Below are 18,360 nucleotides of genomic sequence, written 5' to 3' on the forward strand. Positions count from 1 at the left end.
CCCATGAAAGCGACCTGCTGGATCGCACCCAACAAGGTGGCGGTCAAGAAGGTGCCCGACCCGCAGATCCTCAACCCGCGCGACGCGATCGTGCGGATCACCTCGACGGCGATCTGCGGCTCCGACCTGCACCTTCTTCAGGGGTACATCCCGGCGATGAAGAAGGGGGACGTCCTCGGTCACGAGTTCATGGGCGAGATCGTGGAGCTGGGCCCGGGCGTCCGCAACGGCCTGAGTGTCGGCGACCGGGTGGTGGTGGCCTTCCCGATCGCCTGCGGCAACTGCGCCTCCTGCCAGGCCGGCCTCTACTCGATCTGCGAGAACTCCAACCCCAACGCGGGGATCGCGGAGACGTTCCTGGGCCACTCGCCCGCCGGCATCTTCGGCTACTCCCACCTCCTGGGCGGCTACGCCGGCGGCCAGTCGCAGTACGCACGGGTGCCCTACGCCGACGTCGGGACCATCAAGATCGAGGACGACCTGCCGGACGAGAAGGCGTTGTTCCTGTCCGACGTGCTGCCGACCGGCTACATGGCCGCCGAGATGTGCGACATCAAGCGCGGCGACACCATCGCGATCTGGGGCGCCGGCTCGGTCGGCCAGTTCGCGGCCGCCAGTGCCCGCCTGCTCGGGGCGGAACGGGTCATCGTCATCGACCGGTTCCCCTACCGGCTGCGGATCGCTCAGGAGAACACCGGCGCGGAGATCATCAACTACGAGCAGACCGACGTCCTGGATGCCCTGCGGGAGATGACGGGCGGCCGCGGGCCGGACGCGTGCATCGACGCGGTCGGCCTGGAGGGGCACCACGCGTCCGCCGCGCTGCACGCGTACGACAAGGCCAAGCAGGCGACGAAGACGGAGACCGACCGGCCCCACGCGCTGCGGGAGGCGGTGTTGAGCTGCCACAACGGCGGCACGATCTCGGTGATCGGCGCCTACAGCGGCTTCATCGACAAGTTCCCGATGGGCTCGTTCATGAACCGCTCGCTGACCATGCGGGCCGGGCAGGCGCACGTGCAGCGCTACATGCGGCCGCTGCTCGAACGGATCCGCAAGGGCGAGATCGACCCGAGCTTCATCATCACCCACACCATGCCGCTGGCCGAGGCCCCGCACGCCTACGACATCTTCAAGAACAAGCAGGACGACTGCCTGAAGGTGGTGCTCACGCCGTAGCGGCGGCGATGGTCTGCCGGGACGAGGGGACGCCGGTCGAGCTGACGTCACCCTCGCCCCGGCACGCCGTGCGGCGGCCCGGCAGGCATGGCAGACGCGTCACCTCCCGGCGCTCCGCACCGCGTGGCCTCGGCGTCAGTGACCGCGGTAGAGGGCGTCGACGTCGGCGGCGAAGTGTGACCGGACGACCCCGCGCTTGACCTTGAGCGTGGGGGTGAGCTCCCCGTCGGCTTCGGTGAGGTCCCGGAGCAGGATGCGGAAGGTCTTGATCCGTTCGGCCTGGGACACCGTCTCGTTGGCGGCATCGATGGCTCGCTGGATCTCCTGGCGTAGCCCGGGGTCGTCCCGCAGGTCCGCCACCGACGCGCGGGGGTGGCCGTGGGAGTCTCTCCACCGCTCCCACGTCTGCTGGTCGAGGGTGATGAGCGCGGAGACGTACGGCTGGTCGTCGCCGAACAGGACGCACTGACTGATCAGGGGGTGGGCGCGGACGCGTTCCTCGACCGGAGCGGGGGCGAGGTTCGTGCCCGCCGCCGTCACGATGATCTCCTTCGTCCGGCCGGTGATGCGCAGGAAGCCGTCGCCGTCGAGGCTGCCCTGGTCCCCGGTGCGCAGCCACCCGTCCGCCGTGAAGGTGGCCTCGGTGGCGTCGGGGTTGTGCCAGTAGCCGGGGAAGACCATCTCGCCGCGTGCCAGGACCTCCCCGCCGTCGCCGATGCGGATGTCCACGCCGGGCAACGGCCTACCGACCGTGCCGATCCGTAGCGCGGTCGGCAGGTTCAGGGTCAACGCCGGTGACGTCTCGGTCAGCCCGTACCCCTCCAACGCGGTCAGGCCGGCGCCGCGGAAGAAGTGACCGAGCCGCTCCCCGAGCGGGGCGCCGCCGACGATGGCCGTACGGCACCGTCCGCCCAGCGTGGCCCGCAGCTTCCGGTAGACGATCACGTCGAACACCCGGTGCGCCAGCCGCAGGAGGCCTCCGGGGCCGGTGGGCGTGTCGATGGCATGGCTGTAGCGCACCGCGACGCTGTCCGCCATCCGGAACAGCCACTCCTGGTGCGCCTCCGCGGCCTTCTCCCGCGCCCGGGCGTGCATCTTCTCGAACACCCTCGGCACGGCGAGGATGAAGGTGGGTCGGTGCCGTTGTACGTCCGCGAGTGCGCCACGCATGCTGGCGCTGTGCACCAGGGTGGCGCGGGTGAGCACCATGCCGACCTGGATCAGGCGGGCGAACGTGTGGGCCAGCGGCAGGAACAGCACCGTCGACGCCCCCGGGTGCAGCAGCTCCGGCAACACGGCGGTGGCGCTGCCGATGTCGCTGTAGATGTTGCGGTGCGTCAGCACACATCCCTTCGGCTTGCCGGTCGTGCCGCTGGTGTAGACGATCGTCGCCACGTCGCTGCCGGTGACCGCCGTGCGGCGGGCGTCCACCTGGGCGTCGTCCACGGTGCGGCCCTGCCCGGCGAGCGCGATCAGGTCCCCGGCGTCGATCTGCCACACGTGGCGCACGCCGGGCAGGCCCGCGCGCAGGTCGGCGAGCATCGCGGCGTGCTTGTCGGCCTCGACCACACATCCCACCGCCTCGGAGTCAGCGAGTATCCATTCGAGCTGCTCCGGGCTGGACGTGTCGTAGATCGGGACGGTGACCGCCCCGATCGACCACAACGCGTAGTCGACGAGCGTCCACTCGTAGCGGGTTCGGCTCATCAACCCCACCCGGTCCCCGTGACCGATCCCGGCGGCGATGAAGCCGCGGGCGACTGCGCACACGTCGTCGCGGAACTGGGCGCACGTCACGGGGGCGGCCCCGTCCGCCGCCGTCGCTGCCGGCCAGGACCGGGGGACCGGCGAGGGGCGCAGGAACTGCAGGCCTTCGGGCTCCTGCCGCGCGTTGTCCCACACCATGTCCGCCAGGCCCGGCGACGTGGCGTCCGTGACAGCCGGCGGTACCGACACCTCCTGCACCCCGTCGCACCCCCTCCACCACCGACGCCGCCCGGCGTCCGAAGCCGCTACGCGGTCATGATGACGCGGCGGAGTGTGGCCACGACGGTGAACGACGAAACCGCCACGCGCGGCGCTGTGCCGTGCGACGGGTCAGCCCGAGGGTCGCTACTTCACCTTGCGGGTGGATCGGGCCACGATGTCCTCGTACTGCGGGTGCTTGACCAGCCACTCGGCGAGGAAGGGACAGATCGGCACGACGGTCCGGCCCCTGGCCCGCGCGTCGTCCATCACCGCGCGAGCCAGTGTCGACCCGACGCCCCTGCCCTCGAACTCCGGGTCGACCTCGGTATGGGTGTAGGCGATGATCGTGCCGGTCAGCTGGTAGGTGACCAGCCCGGCGACCACGCCCGCCTCGTCGCGCGCCTCGAATCGCTCGCGCTCCGGCACGTCTGTCACGGTGAACTGCACCGGACCATCCAACCACGCTCGCCAGCTGACCGGCCGGTGAGCGTGGCCGCCGCCGGGTGCCGCCGCCGGGAGTGCGCGTTGTCAGCTGGCGCGGGACTCGACGCGGGCGAGCAGACGCAGCGTGGCGCGGATGTGCTGCTTGTCGGCGCCGGAGGTGCGGGGGTCGGCCAGCCGGTCGCGGATGGCGGCGATGTGCGCCTCCACGTCCGGGTCCGCCGACAGCGGGGTGGGTGGCGCGACGTCCGTGTGCGGCGGGGTGAGGGCGCGCAGGGCCGCGCCGAGCGGCAGGTCCAGGACCGCGCAGAACGCCCGCACCTTGGGCAGCTCCGGGTGGTGCTGCCACTCGCCGGACAGCCACCGGAAGACCGTGGAGCGACTGACGCCGGTGCGCGTCGCGACCTCGGCCACCGACCAGCCGCGCTCGTCACGGGCGGTCTCGACCGCCTGGCGGACGAATCGCGCGAATGCGGCCTGCGCGGTTGCCGGCGTCTCACCCATGTCCTGGCCGTCGCTTCCCCCGTGGTCGATGCCCAGGCAGGCTAACCCCGACCGCTGACGCGTCGCCATCCGCCGTAGCGCCCGGACATCGTCCGACCACGTACGGTCACCGTGGGGCGCTGTCGGTGTCGGGATGGGCGGCGGTGTCACGGCGGACACCCTCAGCGGCCGGACGCCGGCGACGACTCGCCGGCCCCGGAGTGCGCCAGGTGGGTGCAGTACGCGACCGTGGCGTCGTCCGGGAGCCGGACATCGGGGTCGGCGGCGGCTTCGGCCCGCCGGACGTGGCGGATGATGTCGGCCGGCCCGTCTGCCCTGAGCAGCGCCAGCACGCCGGGCCAGTCGGTCAGGCCGTACGGGCTGACGATGCGGCTGGCGCCGTTGCTGAGCAGCGCGACGCCGCGCAGGTCAGCGAGCGGCCGGCTGCCGGTCACCGCGTGCTCGGCCGCGTGCGGGTCGTCCTTGGCGATCCAGTAGCCGCCCGGCTGGTTCCGGAGGGCCCGCAGCGCCTCGGCGCAGGCGCCCCGGACGCGGTCGTACTCCGGCGTTCCCCGGGGAACGCCGTCCAGGGGCTCCGAGCAGATGCGCCTGGCCGTCACCTCACGCTCGTCGGTGATGACCTGCGGGCCGTCGCGGGCCTGGTCGAGGAGGAGGTAACAGTCCGCGAGCAGGAGATGGTCCAGACGGCCGCGGTGGGCGCGGACGACCACCACGGTCGCCTGCGGGCTGTTCGGGTGCGTGATGTCGCAGGTGTCGCGGTGATCGGCGGCTGTCTCCCCGATCGAGCTGGCGAGGATCGTCGCGAGGTCTCGTCCGTCGGCACGGGACAGCCGGCCGAGCAGCGCGCCACCGAGACGGTGGGTGTACCAGGCGACACCGTGGGAGCAGAGCGACTCGCTTCCCGGGATGCCGGCGCCGTCCAGCATCACGACAGCGCCGGGAACGGCGCCGGCGAAGTCCTCGTTCGGCCGGTCGGGCCGGCCCGCGCTCGTCGCCATGCTCACGTTCACTCATCGGCTCCCGGCTCGGTTGATCCGCTCGCCGGCTCGGCCCGGTACCGCCGGATCCACTCACGGTTGAGGTCGTCGGCCTGGCGGTGGTGTCGGGGCGCGACAGCGCGACCGGGCGGCGTGTCGAGGCCGAGGAAGTCCAGGACCTCGCGGGTGACGGCGACCATGTCCTCGTCGAGATCCTCGTAGCGGACGACGTGGGGACGCACGCCGGCCGCGGAGAACCACGCCCGCCAGCCGGCGTTGTGCTCGTCGATCGTCCGCAGGAGGCCGTCGATCCCGTCCTTGTCGAAGTGCGGCGCCCGCCCGTCGCCGCCACCGCCGCTGATCTCGCCGTTGCCACCGACGTACCAGGCCTGGGTCTGCTCGGCACGCAGCCAGGACACCGCCTGTGCCAGCACGTCCGCACGCCGCAGATACACGTATCGGGTACGCCCGAACGCGCGCTCCAGCAGCGCGGCATCCTGGCCGGCGGCATCGGGGTGGAGCCGGCCGATCCTGTCGACCAGCTCGTCGAGCGTGCCCCACATCAGCTTCGCGCCGAACACGCCGTTGTCGGTGCGACCCGCGTCGAGTGCCGCCCGTACGAAGGCCGCGTCGTCGAACCCGCCGTCACCGCCGCGCGGAATCCGCCACCGCCCCGCCCACAGCGGCTCGTCCGGAACGCGGAAGTACGCCTGCGGGTGCCCTGCGACGCCCGTCGACTCGAGCAACCCGAGCAGCAGAGAGCTGCCGGTGCGCGGGGTGGCGCAGACGAAGTAGGAGTCGACCCGGTCCACGTGGTTCGTCGGCACGGGCATGACGTAACCGTGTCCCGGGCCGCCGCGCAACGGTCGGCTTCCGACCGCGCCGCCGTCCTGCGCGGGAACAGGGTCCTCCCAGACCCCCGTCGTAGGCTGTCGTGGTGACTGCCGTCGTAGACGTCACCGGTGGACCTGCCGTGCTGCAGGTGTTGCTGGTCGAGGATGACCCCGCCGACGCCACCCTCATCGAGGACGCCTTCGTGGCTCACGCCCTGCCCGCCGGGTTGCACCACGTCCCGGACGGCGTGGAGGCGATGGCGTTCCTGCGGCGGGAGGAGGCGCATGCGGACGCCCCGCGCCCCGATCTGATCCTGCTCGACCTGAACATGCCACGGATGAGCGGTCAGGAGGTGCTGGCCGCGGTGAAGACGGACGAGCAGCTCAAGGCGATCCCGGTCATCGTGTTCACCACCTCTGCCGTCGACACGGACGTGCTGGCGAGCTACAGCGCCCACGCCAACGCCTACGTCACCAAGCCCATGGACCTGGACAGCTTCGGCCGGGTGATCGCCGAGATCCACCGCTTCTACGGCAGGACCGTGGCGCTCCCACCGCCGCCGCCCACCGAGTGACCGAACGCGCGAGCGCGGGCGCGGGGTGCGTCACTGCTTCCGGCGGCAGGGTGTCCATCAGCGCCACCTCATACTTTCGGCTAGGTTTCTGGCGTCGTTTGGTCTAGCCTCTGCTCATACGGTTGGTGCCCGCGCAGCGGTGTGCGGCCGGCGCGATGCGGAGGAACCATCATGATCACCACTACTGACCGGCCCGCGCCGACGAGCACCCCCGTCGACCACGACGCCTCGGCCGACTCGCCCGCCACGAAGCTGCTCCTCGCGATGGCGGCGATGCCCGCCGACCATCCGTCCCGTGCCGCCCTGCGGGACCGGGCGATCGAGGCGTGGCTGCCGCTGGCCAACCACCTCGCCCGGCGGTACAGCGGGCGCGGCGAGCCGACCGGCGACCTGACGCAGACCGCGGCGCTGGGCCTGATCAAGGCGGTCGACAAGTTCGACCCGTCCCGCGGTGTCGACTTCGCCGGCTACGCGATCCCCACCATCATCGGGGAGCTCAAGCGCCACTTCCGCGACCGCACCTGGGACATCCGGGTGCCCCGCCGCCTGCAGGAGATGCGGCTCGCGATCTCGGATGCCAACAGCACGCTGCTGCAGACGTTGGGTCGTTCGCCGACGGTCGCCGACATCGCCGCCCACCTCAAGCTCACCGAGGAAGAGATCCTGGAGGGCCTGGAGGGCGCGCGGGCGTACAACGCGGTGTCGCTGTCCACCCCGGTCGGCGACGGTGAGCGGGGCACCGAGCTGGGCGAGATGCTGGGCGGCGAGGACAGCGAGTTCGAGCTGGCCGAGCTGCGGGTCGCCCTCGGGCCGGCGCTGGCCACGCTCGACGAGCGGGAGCAGAAGATCCTGACCCTGCGCTTCTACGGCAACCAGACGCAGAGCGAGATCGCCGACCAGGTTGGCGTCTCACAGATGCACGTGTCCCGCCTGCTGGCCCGCGCGCTGGCCAAGCTGCGGACGCAGTTGGTCGACGCCTTCTGAGCCACCGCCGGGCTCCCGTGTCGCCGCCGCTCTCGAGGACGCATGCGCAGCGGGAGCACACCGCGCCCCTGTGGTAGACAGTCGGCGTGGTGGAGGCGAGCCAGTCCGGCGAGCGCAGCGTGGACGACACGGTTCTCGACGCTGCCCGTGACTGCGTGCTGGCGTACGGGGTGCGTCGCACGACGATGACGGATGTCGCGCGACGCGCCGGCGTCTCGCGGATGACCGTCTACCGTCGCTGGCCGGACGCGCAGTCCCTGATCGGCGACCTGATGAGCCGCGAGTGGCACCAGGTGCTGATGGCCGCGGCGGACGCCGAGACGGTCGGGTCCGCCCGGTCGCGTCTGGTGTCGCGGGTGGTGGCGGTGGCCCGGCAGCTCCGGGAACACCCGCTGCTGTGCAAGATCCGGGACGTCGATCCGGAGGTGCTGCTCCCGTACCTCCTCGACCGGCGGGGCAACGGCCAGGACGAGATGCTGCGGTTCCTCGCGGCGGCGCTCGCCGCCGGCCACGAGGACCACTCGATCCGGCCCGGCGCGCCCGAGGTCATGGCCCGCGCGGTCTTCCTGACCACACAGTCGTTCGTGCTGTCCGTCCGCACGGTCGCCGACGACGTGCCGGTCGAGGAGTTCGACCGCGAGCTGGCCCTCCTGGTCGACGGGTACCTGCGACCGGACTAGGTGTGCCGTCCACGGGCAGCACACCTAGCCGGCGATGACACGCAGTGCCTGTGGGCGGACCTCGACGTGCACCTCGTCCGTCCGGCCGACGGGATCGCCGTCGCCGTACACGGTCATCGGCCGGTCGGCGCCGACGGTGACCGACGCGCCGCGATAGGCGGAGACGTGCCCGCGCCGCACGTGCCGGCCGGTGCGCATCTGTCGCAGCGCCACCGGGAACAGCACCTTCGGGGCGTGCCCGATCACCACGACGTCCAGCGTCCCGTCGTCCGGCTGCGCCTCCGGGGCGACGTGCAGGCCGCCGCCGTAGTACCCGCAGTTCGCGATCACCACCGTGAACGCCTGCCGCTGCTCCGCCTGGCCGTCGACCGTGATCGTGTACCGGGTGCGCGGCCAGCGCAGCAGCGCCCGCAGCCCGGCGGTGGGATACACCAGCGGCGCGGGCAGACGGGACCGGTTGGCCAGCTCGTTGGCCACCGCGTCGACCCCCACGTAGACGCTGCCGACGATCGTTCGCCCCGCGACGCGCAGGACGTCGAGGTGCCGCGGACGCCCGTGCAGCAGCAGGTGGGCGACCGCGTCGGGAGAGTGCGGCAACCCGAGCTGGCGGGCGAAGTCGTTGCCGCGACCGGCGGGGATGACGCCGAGCAGACCACCGGTGTCGGCGACCGCGCCGGCGAGCAGTCGGATGGTGCCGTCGCCGCCCGCGGCGACGACCACCTCGCCGCCGTACACCGCCGCGGTGGCACAGCGGTGCGCCTCCTCGGCCGTCTGCGTGTACTCGACCCGCATCCGTGCGCCGGCGGCGCGGAGCCGGTGCGCCACCGGCATCACCCGGGACAGCCCACGGCGCGCCGTGGGCCCGAGGATCACCGCGAAGGACCGCACCTCACGGCACCAGGATGCCGGGGTTGAGGATGCCGGCCGGGTCCAGCTGGTGCTTGACCGCACGGAGCAGGTCCACGGCGACGTCTCCGATCTCGGCGGCGTACCAGGCCCGGTGATCCGCCCCGACACCGTGGTGGTGGCTGATCGTGGCGCCCGCGGCGGCGATCGCGTCGCTGGCCGCCGCCTTCGCCGTACGCCAGCGCTCGGCGGGATCCGGTCCGGGGGAGCAGATCACCGTGAAGTACAGCGACGCGCCCGTCTCGTAGACGTGGGACACGTGGGCCAGCACCAGCGCCCCGTCGGGCAGCGCCTCGATGATCGCCTGCCGGACGCGTTCGTGCACCTCCGGCAGCGCCGACCAGAACGCGGCGGTCTCCAGGGTCTCCGCGAACGCCCCCACGTCGAGCAGCGCGTCCCGCAGGTACGGGGCGTCGAAGCGGTGCCGCGCCCACTGCCGACCCGCCTCTTCGCCCAGTGGCACGCCGCCGTGTGCCGCCAGCACGGCCGCGGCCGCCTCGACGGTGGGCTCGACGTCGGCGCCCTCGTACCCGGCGATGAGCTGGCAGCCGCCGTCGGATCGTCCGGCTCTCGTCGCCCCGATCATGGTCTCGACCTCGTCGGACAGTCGCAGCACCGTGGGCCGTGGCCCGTCCTGGGCCAGCCGCCGCACGGCTCGCAGCCCGTCGGCGAACGACGCGAACCGCCAGCCCTCGTAGTGTGAGCGTGCCGGTAGGGGGCGGATCCGGACGGTCACGTCGGTGATGACGCCGAGTGCGCCCTCGCTGCCGAGGAACAGGTGCCGCAGGTCGGGACCGGCGGCCGAGGCGGGGGAGCGGCCGGCCCGGACGGTGCCCCGGGGCGTGGCGACCGTCAGCGCCAGCACCATGTCGTCGAAGCGGCCGTAGCCGGCCGACGCCTGGCCGGAGGACCGGGTGGCGGCGAACCCGCCGATGGTGGCGTACTCGTAGGACTGCGGGACGTGGCCCAGAGTGAACCCCTGCTCGGCGAGCAGCTCGGCGGCCCGTGGGGCGCGCAGCCCGGCCTGGAGGGTGGCGGTCCGCGACACCGGGTCGATGGCGACGACCTGGTCGAGCCGGCTCAGGTCGATGGTGACGTGCCGCGCCGCCGACGGCGTCAGCCCACCCACGACCGAGGTGCCACCACCGAACGGGACCACGGCCACCCCGAACCGGGAGCAGATGTCGAGGATGGACACGACCTCGGCGTGGTCGGCCGGGCGCAGCACGGCCTGCGGGGCCGACCGCAGCTGTCCGTGCCGCTGGCGTAGCAGGTCCGGCGTCGACATGCCCGACGCGTGACGTGCCCGGACGTCGTCGGCGGTGATCACCTGCCCGGCGCCCAGCGCTTGCCGCAGCGCGCCGAGGACGGCGTCGTCCAGCTCGCAGCCCGGAACCGTCACCTCGGTCAGTGGCACCGCCGGCGGCGGGGGTGTCAGTTCGAGCACCTGGGCCAGCAGCGCCGCGGCGGCGTCCGGCAGCGTCCTGGCGTTCGTCGTGGCACCCCAGCGGGCCCAACCAACGGTCGACGCTTCCCCTCCGATATTCATGTGTGACAGAGTGACATCCAACGTCACTACATCGCAAGGAGGCGTGTGAAGACCTCGCTGACCGTCTCCCGCCGGGAACGTGACCTCACCGAGCTGGCCGCCGGCGCGCCCGTCGACGTCCTCGTCGTCGGGCTGGGCGTCACCGGCGCCGGAGTGGCGCTCGACGCCGCGAGCCGTGGGCTGTCCGTGCTCGCCGTCGACGCCCACGACCTGGCCCACGGCACCTCCCGGTGGAGTTCCAAACTGATCCACGGCGGTCTGCGGTACCTCGCGCACGGCCAGGTCGGCGTCGCCTACGAAAGCGCCGCCGAGCGCCACCTGCTGCTGACCCGCACCGCCCCGCACCTGACGCGCCCCCTGCCGATGCTGCTCCCCGCGACCGCGTACACCAGCCGTTGGCAGGCACGCGCGGCGGCGGCCGGCCTGCGCGCCGGAGACCTGCTGCGCACCTGCGCCGGAACCTCCCGGCGGACCCTTCCCGGAACACGCCGGCTCGGCTCTGCCGAGGCCGGCGCGATCGCCCCCGCGCTGCGGCCGGCCGGCCTGCGCGGAGCACACCTGTCCTGGGACGGCCAGCTCTGTGACGACGCCCGACTCGTCGTCGGTCTGGCCCGCGCGGCCGCCGCGCACTCCGCCCGCATCCTGCCCCGCTGCCGGGCGATCAGCCTGCACCGGGACGGCGCCACCATCGAGGACACCCGCACCGGGACGCGCATGCACGTCGCCGCCCGCGCGGTCATCAACGCCACGGGCGTGTGGGCCAGCAGCCTGACCCCGCACGTACGCCTGCGTCCGTCCCGAGGAACCCACATCGTCCTGTCGGCCGCCCGGCTGGGCGGGCTCTGGGCGGGCCTGACCATCCCGGTCCCCGGCGAGTTCACCCGCTACGTCTTCGCCCTCCCGCAGACCGACGGCCTGGTGTACGCCGGGCTGACCGACGAGCCGCTGAACGGGCCCGTCCCGGATGTGCCGCAACCCACCGAGGCCGACATCGCGTTCCTGCTCGACGTCCTGAACAGCGTCCTCGACCAGCCGCTGCGACCCACCGACGTGCTCGGCGCCTACGCCGGGCTGCGACCGCTGTTGGACGCCGGTGACAGCCGAACCGCCGACCTCTCCCGCCGGCACGCCGTCATCGACGACCCCGACGGGATCATCAGCGTGATCGGCGGCAAGCTCACCACCTACCGGCGCATGGCCCAGGACGCCGTCGACACCGCCGTCCGGCAACGCCACCTCGCCGCCGGCCCGTGTCGCACCCGCCGGCTCCCACTGCCCGGCGCCGCGAGCAGGGCGCAGCTGGCCCGGGTCCCCGCACCCCGCCGGCTCATCCACCGGTACGGCACGGAGGCCGTCGACGTCCTGGCCGAGGCGCCCGCAGAACTCCACCAGCCGATCGGCCCCGACGTCCCCGTCACCGGCGCCGAACTCCTCTGGGCCGCCCGGCACGAGCTCGCCCTCACCGTCGACGACCTGCTCGACCGACGGACCCGCATCGGTCTCGTCCCGGCGCACCGCGACGCCGCGCTGCCGACCGCGCGACACGTCCTCGCGCTGGCCGCCGACCGCTGACCGGGCCGGCCGGTCGTATCCGTGCCGGACGTCGGGATTGCGGGGCCATTCCCGGGGGATGCCCGGACAACCGTGGGATGGACGGTCTCGCGGACGTGGAGGGGGCCGGCGGCATGTTCGACGGGTTCGAGGAATTCGACATTCCTACCTCGGGGGCGACGATCCACGGACGCCGTGGCGGAAGCGGCCCCCCGGTACTTCTCCTGCACGGCATCCCCGAGACGCACCTCATGTGGCATCGCGTGGCGCCGCGACTCGCCGAGAACCACAGCGTGGTCGTCACCGACCTGCGCGGCTGGGGCGACAGCGGTAAGCCGCCGAGCAGCGCCGACCACGAGCCGTACAGCATGCGGGCGATCGCCCGCGACCAGGTCGAGGTCATGCGGAGTCTGGGCTACGACCGGTTCGATGTCGTCGGCCATGATCGCGGAGCGCGGTGCGCGTACCGTCTCGCGCTCGACGCCCCGGATGTCGTCACCCGGCTCGCGGTCCTGGACGTCGTTCCCGTCGGCGACGTCTACAACCGTGCCGACCGGGCGTTCAGCCTCTCGTACTGGGTGTGGTCCTTCCTGGCGGCGCCGGCGCCGGTGCCCGAGCGGTTCATCGACGCGGCGCCCGCCGTCCTCGTCGACTTCATGCTCGACACCTGGCCCGAGGTGAAGGACGCGTTCCCGCCCGAGGTGCGTGCCGCGTACCACCGGCAGTTCAGCGACCCCGCGACCGTCCACGCGGTCTGCGAGGAGTTCCGCGCGGCCGCCACGCTGGACTACCAGCAGGACGAGGCGGACCGGGGCAAGCGCAGGATCGAGTGCCCCGTGCTGTTCCTCTGGAGCCGACAGGGTCAGGTGGCGAAGCTCTACGACGACCCGCTCGGGATATGGCGGCAGTGGGCCGACGACGTTCGTGGCGAGCCGGTCCCGGTCGGGCACTTCATTCCGGAGGAGGCGCCCGAGGAGACCGCACGGCAACTCCTGGACTTCCTGACGTAGCGCGAAGGGACGGGCCGCCCGTCCGATGCCCCTCGTCCTGACAGGATGGCGGCATGTCCGCATCCGTCGTCCCGCTCACGCTCGGCACGTGGCCCACACCGGTGGAGCCGATGCCCCGGCTGGCCGCCGCCCTCGGGCTTGGTCGTGAGGACCTTCTCGTCAAGCGCGACGACCTCACCGGCCTCGCCGGCGGCGGCAACAAGATCCGTAAGCTGGAGTGGACCGTCGCCGAAGCGCTCGCGAACGACGCCGACACACTCGTCACCACGGGCGCGCCGCAGAGCAACCACGCGCGGCTCACCGCGGCGGCCGCCGCGCGCCTCGGTCTGCGCGCCGTGCTGGTGTTCCCGGGTGAACCGCCGGCGGACCGATCCGGCAACCTCGTCCTGGACGCGTTCCTCGGCGCCGAGATCGTCTTCACCGGTGCGCAGGGTCAGCCGGCCCTCGCGGACGCCGCCGCGCGGGTGTGCGAGCGGCTGCGCTCCGAAGGCGCACGTCCCGCCCTCATCCCGTTCGGCGGGTCCAGCGCCCTGGCCGCCCGCGGCTACGCCACCTGCGGCGAGGAGCTGCTGGCCCAGGTGCCCGGCCTGCGTACCGCCGTGGTCGCGCTCGGGTCGGGCGCCACGATGGCCGGGCTCGTCGCGAGCCTGGGCCCGGACCGCACGCTCGGTGTCGACGTCGGGGCGGTCGACGACCCCCGGCAGCGCGTGGCCGCGTTCGTCGCCCCGCTCGCGCCGGGTGTTCGCGCCGACGACCTGCGCGTCGACCGCGACCAGGTCGGAAGCGGCTACCCGAGCCTCACCACGGCGGTCGAGGAGGCGATCACACTCGTCGCCCGGGTCGAGGGGATCGTCCTCGATCCCACGTACACCGGGCGCGCGATGGCGGGGCTCATCGCGGCCACCCGGCGAGGTGAGATCGCGCCGGGCGACACGACGGTCTTCATTCACACGGGCGGGCTTCCCGGTATGTTCGGGCACCCCGACGTTCCCGCGTTCGCGGAAAGAGCCCAAAAGATCAACTGATCCGGGTACGGGGCCCGGAGTGGGCCACCCGACAGAAACGCCGGGCACTCGTGCGGTGACGGTGGGAACCGCCATGATGAGGCGGTGAAGATCCTGTCCATCCAGTCGTCGGTCGCCTACGGCCACGTCGGCAACTCGGCGGCCGCCTTTCCCCTCCAGCGGCTCGGCCACGAGGTCTGGCCGGTGCTGACGGTTCACTTCTCCAACCACACGGGGTACGGCGCGTGGCGCGGGCCGCTGCTGGAACCGACCCAGGTGGCCGAGGTGATCGCCGGCATCGCGGACCGGGGGGTACTCGGCAGCGCCGACGCGGTGCTCTCCGGCTACCAGGGTGACCCCGCGATGGGCGCGGTGATCCTCGACGCGGTGGACCAGGTCAAAGCCGCCAACCCGGCCGCGGTGTACTGCTGCGATCCGGTGATGGGCGACGAGGGCCGCGGGATGTTCGTCCGGCCCGGCATCCCCGAGTACATGCGGGACGTCGTGGTCCCGCGCGCCGACATCATCACCCCGAACCACTTCGAGCTGAACTTCCTCGCGGGCCGTGCGACGAACTCCCTCCCGGAGGTGCTGGAGGCGGTCGACGCGGTCCGCGCGACGGGGCCGCGGCACGTGCTGGTCACCAGCGTGCTCCACGGCGACGTGCCGGAGGGGTCCCTGGAGGTGGTGGCCGTCTCCGACGAGGGCGCCTGGGCGGTGACCACGCCGCTGCTGCCGATCAACCCGAACGGCGGCGGCGACGTCACCGCGGCGCTGTACCTCGCGCACCTGTGGACGACGGGCTCGCCCGCGACGGCGCTGGAACGCACCATCGCCTCCGTCTTCGCCGTCCTGGAGGCGACCCTGGCCGCGGGGACCCGGGAGATCCAGCTCATCGCGGCCCAGGACGCGATCGCCGCGCCGCCCACCAGGTTCGCCGCCCGCCGGCTGCGCTGACCTGGGCAACCGCCCCCGGCGGCGTCCCCGTTACCCGTAGTGTCGATCTGCGGTGACCGTGGACGGGCAGGGGCAGGGTGATCGATGACAGCGGGCCGCGGCGCCGGGTCGGCGGTTCCCGGCCGGAGGAGTCCCGCGCATCCGGCGTTCCTGGAGCTGTTCTTCGATCTGGTCTACGTCTTCGCGCTGATCACCCTCACCGACAAGCTGGCCACCGAGCTGACCTGGACGGGCGCCGCCGAAACCCTGGTGCTGCTGCTCGGGTTCACGTTCATCTGGGCGCTGACGGCGTGGGGCGGTGACACGCTCGACCGTGCCCGGCCAGCGCTCCAGGTGCAGGTCATCGGGACACTGGCGGCGAGCCTGCTGTTGGCGGCCACGGTCCCTGACGCGTACGGCAGCCGGGGCCTGCTGTTCGCCGTCACCTACGTGGCGATCCACCTCGGCTCCAGCGTCTACATCCTGCTGGTCGTGCGGATGCCGTCCCCGCGTAGGCGGAACAGCCGGGTCCTGTTCTGGGAGGCCATCGCCGGGATCGGGTGGATCGGTGGGGCACTCGTCGACGGCACGGCTCGTCTGATGCTGTGGGCGGTGGCGGTCGCGATCGAGTACGCGGCGGCCGCCCTCGGCTGGCCCGTGCCGCGGCTGGGCCGTCTGCACGCGGAGGAGTGGCGGTTGGCCGGCGAGCGGCTCTCCGAGCGGTACCGGCAGTTCGTGATCATCGCGCTGGGCGTGTCGATATTCTCGACCGCGGACACCTTCAGCGAGAGCGACTACACCGCCCCGCGGGTCTGGGCGCTCGTGGTCGTCTTCCTGATGGTGGTGCTGATGTGGCGCATCTACATCTATCGCGCCGGAGAACTGCTGACCGACGCGATCGCCAAGTCGACGAGGCCATCCCTGCTCGGCCAGTCCGCCGCGGTCACCCACCTGATCATGGTGGCCGGTATCGGGGGCGCGGCGGTCACCAGCACGCTCGTCGTCGATCGTCCGTTCGGCGAGACCCCGCCGTCCTGGGCCGCCGTCATCCTCGGCGGGCCAGCGCTCTTCCTGTTCGGCCGTGGGGTGCTCGACTACACCGTGTTCGGTCGGGTGTCCAGGTCGCGGCTGGCGGGTCTGATCCTGCTGGGTGCGGTGGCGTCGGTGACGTACCGGCTGCCGCCGCTCGCGGTCGCCCTCCTCGCCATGGTCGTTCTGGCCCTGGTCGCCGCCGCGAACCTGCTGAGCACCCGGGTGCACCCCCGGACGGCGGCGCCGCCGGCACTGCGCTGACCCGGTCCGGCCCGTGTCGGTGGTCATGCGGCGGGCAGCGGAGCGGTGCTCAGCCGCGAGCGCGGGGTCACGGTCTCGACGATCAGCGTGAGCAGCAGGACCAGGTTCGCCACGGCCATGACGGCGACCGGTGGCAGCAGCGGCATCGCGGGTGCGACGGCGCCCAGCACGACGATCCCGAGCACCCGTGGCCAGAGGATCCGACCGGTGACCACGACGTCGTACAGGCAGCCGCCGAGCAGGACCAGCGCGGGCCCGCCCAGGATCGCGACGATCCAGCTCCACGGCGCCTCGCCGAACGGACGGTCGATGACGAGCGAGTCGCTGGCCGAGATGACCACCACGCCCGACACCATGACCAGGTGGGTGTACGACGTGGCGGTCCCCGAGCGCACCCGCTCCACGGTCGAGACGGCGGTCGGCGCCAGCAACTGTCGTATCCGGTGGAAGTAGATCTGGAACAGCAGGAGCGCGTTGGTGAGCGCGATCGTGCACGCGACCACCCGGCCGACCTCGAAGTCGCTGGCGGCCAACCCCATGCCGACGGTCAGGATCAACTCACCGAGCGAGATGATGAAGATCTGCCGGTGCCGTTCGGACAGGTGTGCGCCGGTGAAGATCTGGCTGGCGAGTTCGGTACGACCGAGCCGTGGCGTCGGCCAGCCGATCCGCGCCGACCCGAGGTCGATCGCCACGGCGATCGACCAGAGCACCAGCCGGGCCGTGCCGTCCACGAACGCGCCGGCCACCCAGGGCCCGACGGTGACGCCGAACCAGAAGAAGACGCGGATGCTGCGGGCCTGGATCGGCCGGTTCACCCGGGTGCCGGGGATGAGGACCGAGTCCCGGGTTAGGTGGATCGCGAAGTACGCCGCGACGAAGAGCCACCCGTACGCGCCGAAGGCCCGCGGGACCGCGACGGCCATCAACAGGGTGCCGAACATGACCACGAGAACGGTGGCCTGGATCAGTGGCAGCCGCGGGTTGAACAGGTCGGTGAGCCACGCGGTGAGCACCCAGACCCACCAGGCGGCGAGCAGCAGGACGGCCGTCTGCGCCGCGTTCCGAGCGCTGAGGTCGTTGGCCAGCCCGGCGGCGAGCCGGGAGAACATGAAGATGTAGACCAGGTCGAAGAAGAGTTCCAGGAACGTCGGAAACTCCGGCTCGCCGCGTCGGCGCAGAATCCGGGGTAGCGGAGTCGAGGTCACGGCGTCTGCCTCCTGCGGGGACGCCCGACCGGGAGCGGAGGCGCTGGCAACCTGTCGAGGTTCCTGTCACCTCTGAACCTACAAAACAGGACAGGCTCGGACACCCGAATGGGTCACAGGCAGCCTGTGCGGCAGGGCGGGTCCGCCCGCCTCAGGCGTCCGGGAGGAACCGGTCGGCGAGGGTACCTGCCGTCGCCGTGAGTTGGTCGATGCCGAGACCGGTGCGCCCCATGAACACGAGCCCCTGCTGCGCGGCGAGCAGTGCACGTGCGGTCTCGATCGGGTCGGCGTCGGCCGGCAGGTCGCCTTCGCCCTGCGCTCGTACGACGCACTCGGCGACCAGTGCGGTGGTCGCCTCGTAGGTGCGGCGTGCCTCCGCCAGGACGTCGGGGTCGGTGGTGGCGAGCTCGCAGGTGCTGTTCGCCATGAGGCAACCACGGCGGGCGGCGGCTCCGCCCGGGTCGCTGACCGGCGCCATCACGAACGCCCGCAGGGCGTCGAGGGCGCGGGGAGTGGAGGTCAGCATCTCCCGCAGGTAGCCGCCGCTGGTGTCGGTGTAGCTGCGCAGCGCCCGGAGGAAGAGCTGGTGCTTGTCGCCGAAGGCGCCGTAGAGGCTGCCCTTGCCCAGCCCGCTGACGCGCATGAGGTCCTCCAGCGAGGTCGCCGCGTAGCCGGCGTCCCAGAACTGGTCCCGGACGGCGCGCAGCACCTGCTCCTCGTCGAACTGTCGTGGCCTGGCCATGTGACCAGCGTAGCAATTAT

18 protein-coding genes are annotated in these 18,360 nt (G+C 72.3%); 9 read left to right on the plus strand and 9 right to left on the minus strand.

Features of this window, described 5'->3' with window-relative positions; translation table 11 throughout:
* Positions 1-3 precede the first annotated feature (3 nt).
* On the plus strand, positions 4-1,179 hold the full coding sequence (locus DKT68_RS06450; RefSeq protein WP_109816500.1) for a zinc-dependent alcohol dehydrogenase: 1,176 nt from the start codon (positions 4-6) through the stop codon (positions 1,177-1,179).
* 135 nt (positions 1,180-1,314) lie between these two features.
* On the opposite strand, the gene DKT68_RS06455 is transcribed toward DKT68_RS06450, so the two are convergent.
* The 5 genes from DKT68_RS06455 to DKT68_RS06475 form a co-directional block, all read right to left on the minus strand.
* The gene (locus DKT68_RS06455; RefSeq protein WP_407940696.1) at positions 1,315-3,144 is read right to left on the minus strand and encodes an AMP-dependent synthetase/ligase; all 1,830 of its coding nucleotides are present in this window, start codon (positions 3,142-3,144) and stop codon (positions 1,315-1,317) included.
* A gap of 147 nt (positions 3,145-3,291) precedes the next feature.
* The gene (locus tag DKT68_RS06460) at positions 3,292-3,573 is read right to left on the minus strand and encodes a GNAT family N-acetyltransferase (RefSeq protein WP_330848929.1); all 282 of its coding nucleotides are present in this window, start codon (positions 3,571-3,573) and stop codon (positions 3,292-3,294) included.
* A gap of 102 nt (positions 3,574-3,675) precedes the next feature.
* The gene (locus DKT68_RS06465; protein ID WP_109816502.1) at positions 3,676-4,092 is read right to left on the minus strand and encodes a helix-turn-helix domain-containing protein; all 417 of its coding nucleotides are present in this window, start codon (positions 4,090-4,092) and stop codon (positions 3,676-3,678) included.
* Positions 4,093-4,253: 161 nt separating this feature from the next.
* A complete protein-coding gene (locus DKT68_RS06470) occupies positions 4,254-5,090 on the minus strand; it encodes a hypothetical protein (RefSeq protein WP_109816536.1) in 837 nt (278 codons plus the stop codon).
* An 8-nt stretch (positions 5,091-5,098) separates the two neighbouring features.
* Positions 5,099-5,902, minus strand: a complete 804-nt coding sequence (locus DKT68_RS06475; protein WP_109816503.1) for a Stf0 family sulfotransferase — start codon at positions 5,900-5,902, stop codon at positions 5,099-5,101.
* A gap of 104 nt (positions 5,903-6,006) precedes the next feature.
* Between DKT68_RS06475 and DKT68_RS06480 the strand changes: the two genes are divergently transcribed.
* From DKT68_RS06480 to DKT68_RS06490, 3 genes are all read left to right on the plus strand, one after another.
* Complete coding sequence (locus tag DKT68_RS06480) at positions 6,007-6,477, plus strand: response regulator (protein ID WP_109816537.1); 471 nt, start codon at positions 6,007-6,009, stop codon at positions 6,475-6,477.
* Positions 6,478-6,648: 171 nt separating this feature from the next.
* Positions 6,649-7,461: a SigB/SigF/SigG family RNA polymerase sigma factor gene (locus DKT68_RS06485; RefSeq protein WP_109816504.1), complete on the plus strand. Its 813-nt coding sequence runs from the start codon at positions 6,649-6,651 to the stop codon at positions 7,459-7,461.
* Positions 7,462-7,547: 86 nt separating this feature from the next.
* Positions 7,548-8,141: a TetR/AcrR family transcriptional regulator gene (locus tag DKT68_RS06490; RefSeq protein ID WP_109816505.1), complete on the plus strand. Its 594-nt coding sequence runs from the start codon at positions 7,548-7,550 to the stop codon at positions 8,139-8,141.
* Positions 8,142-8,165: 24 nt separating this feature from the next.
* Here DKT68_RS06490 and DKT68_RS06495 read toward each other — a convergent pair whose 3' ends face one another.
* Entirely contained in the window at positions 8,166-9,029 is an 864-nt protein-coding gene (locus DKT68_RS06495; protein WP_109816506.1) for a diacylglycerol/lipid kinase family protein, read from the minus strand.
* Between the two features lies 1 nt (position 9,030).
* Positions 9,031-10,596, minus strand: a complete 1,566-nt coding sequence (locus tag DKT68_RS06500; protein ID WP_109816507.1) for an FAD-binding oxidoreductase — start codon at positions 10,594-10,596, stop codon at positions 9,031-9,033.
* 45 nt (positions 10,597-10,641) lie between these two features.
* Between DKT68_RS06500 and DKT68_RS06505 the strand changes: the two genes are divergently transcribed.
* From DKT68_RS06505 to DKT68_RS06525, 5 genes are all read left to right on the plus strand, one after another.
* Positions 10,642-12,168: a glycerol-3-phosphate dehydrogenase/oxidase gene (locus DKT68_RS06505; RefSeq protein WP_109816508.1), complete on the plus strand. Its 1,527-nt coding sequence runs from the start codon at positions 10,642-10,644 to the stop codon at positions 12,166-12,168.
* 77 nt (positions 12,169-12,245) lie between these two features.
* Positions 12,246-13,157: an alpha/beta fold hydrolase gene (locus tag DKT68_RS06510; protein WP_236646744.1), complete on the plus strand. Its 912-nt coding sequence runs from the start codon at positions 12,246-12,248 to the stop codon at positions 13,155-13,157.
* A 53-nt stretch (positions 13,158-13,210) separates the two neighbouring features.
* Entirely contained in the window at positions 13,211-14,182 is a 972-nt protein-coding gene (locus DKT68_RS06515; protein ID WP_109816509.1) for a pyridoxal-phosphate dependent enzyme, read from the plus strand.
* A gap of 84 nt (positions 14,183-14,266) precedes the next feature.
* A complete protein-coding gene (gene pdxY / locus DKT68_RS06520) occupies positions 14,267-15,118 on the plus strand; it encodes a pyridoxal kinase PdxY (RefSeq protein WP_109816510.1) in 852 nt (283 codons plus the stop codon).
* An 84-nt stretch (positions 15,119-15,202) separates the two neighbouring features.
* Positions 15,203-16,390, plus strand: coding sequence for a low temperature requirement protein A (locus DKT68_RS06525; RefSeq protein WP_109816511.1), 1,188 nt, complete (start codon positions 15,203-15,205; stop codon positions 16,388-16,390).
* Between the two features lie 23 nt (positions 16,391-16,413).
* On the opposite strand, the gene DKT68_RS06530 is transcribed toward DKT68_RS06525, so the two are convergent.
* Entirely contained in the window at positions 16,414-17,598 is a 1,185-nt protein-coding gene (locus DKT68_RS06530) for a low temperature requirement protein A (RefSeq protein WP_109816512.1), read from the minus strand.
* Positions 17,599-17,749: 151 nt separating this feature from the next.
* Positions 17,750-18,340, minus strand: a complete 591-nt coding sequence (locus DKT68_RS06535; protein WP_109816513.1) for a TetR/AcrR family transcriptional regulator — start codon at positions 18,338-18,340, stop codon at positions 17,750-17,752.
* Between the last annotated feature and the right edge of the window lie 20 nt (positions 18,341-18,360).

The organism is Micromonospora acroterricola, assembly GCF_003172955.1.
Lineage (GTDB): Bacteria > Actinomycetota > Actinomycetes > Mycobacteriales > Micromonosporaceae > Micromonospora > Micromonospora acroterricola.